General features: G+C 61.4%; 5 protein-coding genes, 1 tRNA gene and 1 riboswitch. Of the genes, 4 read left to right on the top strand and 2 right to left on the bottom strand.

Annotated elements, in window-relative coordinates; translation table 11 throughout:
* The first annotated feature begins 51 nt into the window (after positions 1-51).
* Entirely contained in the window at positions 52-1,104 is a 1,053-nt protein-coding gene (locus tag PQQ96_RS41645; RefSeq protein ID WP_408303181.1) for an HAD family hydrolase, read from the top strand.
* A 57-nt stretch (positions 1,105-1,161) separates the two neighbouring features.
* Here PQQ96_RS41645 and PQQ96_RS41640 read toward each other — a convergent pair whose 3' ends face one another.
* Positions 1,162-2,172: a sodium:calcium antiporter gene (locus PQQ96_RS41640; protein WP_408303179.1), complete on the bottom strand. Its 1,011-nt coding sequence runs from the start codon at positions 2,170-2,172 to the stop codon at positions 1,162-1,164.
* A gap of 100 nt (positions 2,173-2,272) precedes the next feature.
* Positions 2,273-2,444, bottom strand: a riboswitch (yybP-ykoY riboswitch).
* Positions 2,445-2,595: 151 nt separating this feature from the next.
* Here PQQ96_RS41640 and vapB point away from each other — a divergent pair.
* The 3 genes from vapB (at position 2,596) to PQQ96_RS41625 (ending at position 4,397) form a co-directional block, all read left to right on the top strand.
* Complete coding sequence (vapB, locus tag PQQ96_RS41635; protein ID WP_120302756.1) at positions 2,596-2,826, top strand: type II toxin-antitoxin system VapB family antitoxin; 231 nt, start codon at positions 2,596-2,598, stop codon at positions 2,824-2,826.
* On the top strand, positions 2,826-3,236 hold the full coding sequence (gene vapC / locus PQQ96_RS41630; RefSeq protein WP_408303177.1) for a type II toxin-antitoxin system tRNA(fMet)-specific endonuclease VapC: 411 nt from the start codon (positions 2,826-2,828) through the stop codon (positions 3,234-3,236). Before vapB ends, vapC begins: the two co-directional genes overlap by 1 nt.
* A gap of 141 nt (positions 3,237-3,377) precedes the next feature.
* Positions 3,378-4,397 carry an NADP-dependent oxidoreductase gene (locus PQQ96_RS41625; RefSeq protein ID WP_408303175.1) on the top strand — a complete coding sequence of 340 codons (1,020 nt, stop codon included), beginning with the start codon at positions 3,378-3,380 and terminating at the stop codon, positions 4,395-4,397.
* 131 nt (positions 4,398-4,528) lie between these two features.
* On the opposite strand, the gene PQQ96_RS41620 is transcribed toward PQQ96_RS41625, so the two are convergent.
* A tRNA-Arg gene (locus PQQ96_RS41620) sits at positions 4,529-4,604 on the bottom strand.
* Positions 4,605-4,705: the final 101 nt, after the last annotated feature.

The raw sequence follows: 4,705 nt of genomic DNA, 5'->3' as shown, positions 1-4,705 counted from the left end.
TTAGACTGGCGCTCGCTTTGGATTCGACCCACCGTATTTGATGAGGCTTTCATGATTCGCACGATGCACCGGTACGGCATTGCTTTGACCGTTGTGGTTCTTTCCGCTTGCACCGTTACGCCGCGCCACGACGCGAGTGAGTCGCCGGCCGGCGCGTCGAGCGCCGCAGCCCTCGCGTCATGGAACGACACCGCGACCAAACGCTCGATTGTCGATTTCGTCACGCTGGTCACGACGCCCGAGTCGAAGGATTTCATCGCGCGCGCTGACCGGATCGCCGTGTTCGACAACGATGGCACGTTGTGGCCAGAGCAACCCGCCTCGGTGCAACTGGTGTTCGCGCTGCAACGGGTGAAGACGGTGGCCGGGCGGCATCCGGAATGGAAACGGCAGGAACCGTTCCGCTCGATTCTGAGAGGCAATCTGAAGAGTATCGCGGCGAGCGGCGACACCGGCTCGATGAGGCTGCTGGCGGCGGCGCATGCCGGCATGACCGGTGATCAATTCGCCGCGCTTGTGCACGAATGGTTCGACTCCGCGAGCGAGCCGCACTTTAACCGCCCGTACACCGACCTCGCGTATCAGCCGATGGTCGAGTTACTCGCCTATCTGCGCGCCAACGGCTTCAAAACCTATCTGGTGACCGGCAGCGATGTCGAGTTCGTTCGCGACGTCGCGCAGCGCATGTACGGCATTCCGCCCGAACAGGTGATCGGCAGCACCGTCAAATACAAGTACAGCCAGACGAACGGCGCGGTGTCATTGACCCGGCTTGCGCAAGTCGACACGCTCGTCGACGGCGCGGCCAAACCACTCGCTATCGATCGCGTGATCGGCAGGCGTCCGGTAATCGCGTTCGGCAACGCCGACGGCGACGTGCCGATGCTCGAATGGACCTCGGCCGGCGACGGCCCGCGCTTCGCGGCGCTGCTGCATCACACCGATGCGGAACGGGAGTATGCGTACGACCGCACGGCGAAAAGCGGCAAGCTCGACAAGGGTCTGGACGAAGCCGGCGCGAAGGGCTGGCTCGTTGTCGATATGAAGGATGACTGGAAGACGGTGTTCAAGCCGGATAGCGCGGCGGCGGCACCGTCTAATTAAGTAAGGCTGGTTGGGAAGGCCGCGGTTAGGCGGCCTTCCCGGCCTTTCATTGCTCGCTTAGCGACTCAGCGTGATCGCCAGATACGTTGCGTACAGCACGCCACACACCAGCAACGCCCACACCGGCACACCACGTTCGCGCACGTTGATCCGCAGCCACGCGGCGGCAGCCAGCGTGATCACGATGCCGGTCACCACTTCGATGCGCGGCGTCCACGGCGTCAACAGAATGCCGATCGCGGGCAGTAAGGTGCCCTGAAACACCATCGCGCCGGTGATGTTGCCGAACGCCAGCGTGTCCTTGCCGCGGCGAATCCACAGGATGCTGTTGACCTTCTCCGGCAACTCCGTGGCGATCGGAATGATCAGCAGCGACAGCAGCAACGGCGAGACACCAAGCGCCTGCGACACACCCCGCACACCATGAATGAAGCCTTCCGCGCCCCACACCAGCAACGCAACCGCCAGCGCCAGTTGCAGCGCGATGGTCACAAGATTGGTCGGTAAGCCGAGCCGCGACAACAGCATCTTGCCCGGCGCTTCGGTGCCGTGGCCGGCGTCGACCAGTTTGTTCGATGCACGGAACGTCATCACCACATAGGTGATGTACACGCCGACCAGCGCAGCGCTGAACAGCGCCCGCACGGCCATCTGTTCGTGCGGCACGTACATCGCCGCGGCCGCCAGCACGAAGGCGCACAGGAAGTAGTTCAGATCGCGCGTGAAACCCGTGCGTTCCGGCGTGACCCAGCCGCCAACGCCGCGCGAGCCGAGAATCGCGAGCGTCATCAGGAAAGTGGAGAGGGTGGAGAGCATCAGCGGCGCGCCGAGAATCGCGCCAACGCCGATCTCCTGATTGACGGCGCTATCGGCCGTGCTGCCGGCAATCGCGAGCAGCGGGACGAGGGTTTCAGGCAATGCGGTACCAACTGCCGCAAATAGCGAACCCGTCACACCCTCGGAGATTTTCAGGCGCTCGCCGAGATGTTCGAGCGCATTGGTGAAGAGCTCGGCCGCCACCAGAATGATGACCAGCATGACGGCGAGTTCGAACAGAAGACCGGTCATGCGCGGCTCCCTGCAAGTGCAAAGGGGAAGCGGCACAACGGACGGATACGTGGGGAGACCGGCAGGGCACAACGATGTTTCACAGGACAACTCCGCGGTCGGACGTAAGTGACGAACCAATGACGCACCGCGACCCGTCCGACCAGAACGAAGCAGTGCGCCAATGGTCTCGCCAAACCGACCCGGTCGAACGCGCCATGACCCGCAGGCCAAGTATGTTGACGCGCTCTCCTTCAACGGATGAAGGAAGGCTACTCCCCAGTGACCGGTGGATTCTAACGGGATGCGCAGCTTTCAACAACCTTGGAATCGGGTGTGTATTTCGGCGCTGCCGGGCGATAGCTGCGTCGGTATATCCCATTGACATATCCATGCAGCTACCTATAATTGGATATACATTTGACATATCCCAAGGAGCCCATCATGGAACAAGGTGCCATCTTTAAAAGCAACCGCAGCCAGGCGGTACGACTTCCAAAATCCGTGGCGCTCCCGGACGATGTAAAGCGGGTCGATGTGGTGGCCATTGGTCGCATCCGCATTCTCACTCCCGCCGGAGAGTCCTGGGATAGCTGGTTTGATGGCGAAGGGGTCAGCCCGGACTTCATGTCCACGCGCAACCAGCCCACCAATCAGGAACGTGAGGAGTTTTGATGCTCAAGTACATGCTCGATACGAACATCTGCATCTTCACAATCAAGAACAAACCCCTTGAGGTTCGCGAGGCGTTCAACCGATACCACGGGCAAATCTGCATCAGCACAGTGACCTTGATGGAATTGATCTATGGCGCTGAGAAGTCCGCATCACCGGAGAAAAATCTGGCCGTCGTCGAGGGTTTTGCGGCCCGCCTGGACGTCTTGGGTTACAACCACGAGGCTGCCGCGCATAGTGGCCAGCTCAGAGCCGAGCTGGCAAAAGAAGGCAAGCCGATTGGCCCCTACGACCAGATGATCGCCGGACATGCCCGATCCCAGGGCCTGATCTTGATAACGAATAACCTTCGCGAGTTCGACCGGGTCCCCGGTCTACGGGTTGAAGACTGGGTACAACCGGGTCGGTAGATAGGGCCCCGCTTTGCGAGTCGAGCGGCCACCTCGTTGCCATCTGCCAGGAAGGTCCGGTGATGTGACATCAGCCTCGCAAGCGTGCGATGGCCCCACTGGTAAGATCGCTCACCGTCTACGACAGCAGTGAGTCTTCACATGAATTATCAGAATCGCCAGTGGTTTTACGTCAAGCGCCCTGAAGGACGCGTTGGCGACGAGCATTACGCGTTGCGCGAAAGCGAGCTCGACGAGAATTTGTCGTCGAATGAGGTGTTGATCCGCGCGCGCATTATTAGCGTCGATCCGTACATTCGCATCCAGCAGCACGAACGCAATACCTACGATGTACCGCATCCGCTTGGGATCGTGCAGCGGGCCGGCGTGGTGGGTGAAGTGGTGGCGTCGGCGAGTCCGCTTTTCAAGCAGGGCGATTGGGTGTCGGCGTATAGCGGCTGGCAGTTGTACGCCAAGTGCCATCACAGCGAGCTGACCAAACTGAATCCCGACGCAGCGCCGGTTTCGACCGCGCTCGGCGTGCTCGGCATGCCGGGACGCACCGCGTGGTTCGGTTTAATGGAAGCGGGCAAGCCGCGTCCGGGCGACACGCTGGTCGTGTCCGGTGCGGCGGGAGCGGTCGGCTCGCTGGTCGCGCAGTTCGGCAAGCGCGCCGGCTGCCGCGTCATCGGGATCGCAGGCGGCCCGGACAAGTGCGCGTTTCTGACAGACACGCTCAAGCTTGACGGCGCGGTCGACTATCGGGCGCATCCCACGCTCGAAGGCTTGCAGTCAGCGCTGCAGGCGGCGACCGGCGGCGTCGATGTCTATTTCGACAACGTGGGCGGCATGGTCACCGACGCGGTGATTCCGCTCATCAAACGCCGCGCACGCATCGTGATCTGCGGCGCGATCGCTCAATACGATGGTGGCCTCGACACGCCGGACCTCGCGCCGCGCTTCCTGCAACACATGCTGTTTCAGCGCGCGACGATCCAGGGGATTCTGGCGCGCGACTTCGTGCACCGGATGGATGAGATGCTGCAGACCGTCTCGCCGTGGGTGAAGAACGGTGAAATCGTTTACCAGGAGACGTATGTCGATGGGTTTGACGCGTTGCCTCAGGCGCTCAATAGCCTGTTTGAGGGGAAAAACCTCGGAAAGCTGCTGGTGAGGGTGTGACGGTGTGAGGCCGAGTTAAAACCAGCGGGCGGCAGGCGGTCATGATGACGGCTGTCGTTCGCGGTAAAACTGCGCGAATTGACCGGGATGCAAAAAACGGGGGGGAAATCGCGTTGAAACTCGACCAGAAATGGTGCGCCCGGCTGGGATCGAACCAGCAACCCCTGCCTTCGGAGGGCAGTACTCTATCCATTGAGCTACGGGCGCTTCAACACGAAAGCGCGGCAACCTGAACAGGAGCGACGCCAAAGCGAGACCGAAAGGATACCCGGTTTCGGCCGAACCGTCCACCGGACGGCCTATATGAC

It is taken from the genome of Paraburkholderia sediminicola (assembly GCF_046027825.1).
GTDB lineage: Bacteria > Pseudomonadota > Gammaproteobacteria > Burkholderiales > Burkholderiaceae > Paraburkholderia > Paraburkholderia sediminicola_D.
This window is presented reverse-complemented; position numbering and strand designations above follow the sequence as displayed.